Source organism: Spirosoma koreense, assembly GCF_054777875.1.
Map to the genome: position 1 here is coordinate 1 of NZ_BAAHAC010000026.1, position 586 is coordinate 586.

Below are 586 nucleotides of genomic sequence, written 5' to 3' on the forward strand. Positions count from 1 at the left end.
TCAGTAAACCACTAAACCAGATCCGGCTGGTTCAGCTAGACTCCCAATCCCCTGCCATGAAGCGTCGAACATTTCTCCAGGCCACTTTACTCACCCCTCCCTTCGTGGCTTCCACGCCCCTGATGGACGCCGATCGAACCCCCAACGGATTCATCGTAAAAGCGGGGGAGGGGCGCTTTCATGGGCATATCAAACTCAAAGGCGTCAATGAAAACATCCTCGATGTGAAAGTATCCGGTAAAGATACCAATGGGGATCTGGCAGTCTTTGAGCAAACGTCCTTGTCCCCAAAACGAGGCACTCCCTTACACGTCCATCCCCATCAGGATGAAATGTTTCGTGTTCAGGATGGGGAGTATCTGTTTATGGTCGGTCAGGATAAATTCCAGCTTAAGGCGGGCGATCATATTTTTCTACCTCGTCATGTGCCCCATGCCTGGACGCAGCTCAGCGAACGAGGCCACATGACGTTGATTTTTCAACCGGCTGGCAAAATGGAGGAGTTCTTTGTCAGGATGGCGGGGTTGGCCAAAGAGCCCTCTACGGAAGAAATCGCTCAACTATTTGCCGACCATGACATGCAGGT

At 51.9% G+C, this 586-nt stretch carries 1 protein-coding gene; it reads left to right on the top strand.

What is annotated here, in order from left to right; genetic code table 11:
• Positions 1 to 56 precede the first annotated feature (56 nt).
• A partial coding sequence (locus tag ACYVC2_RS25545; protein WP_461107262.1) for a cupin domain-containing protein occupies positions 57 to 586 on the top strand: 530 nt, incomplete at its 3' end.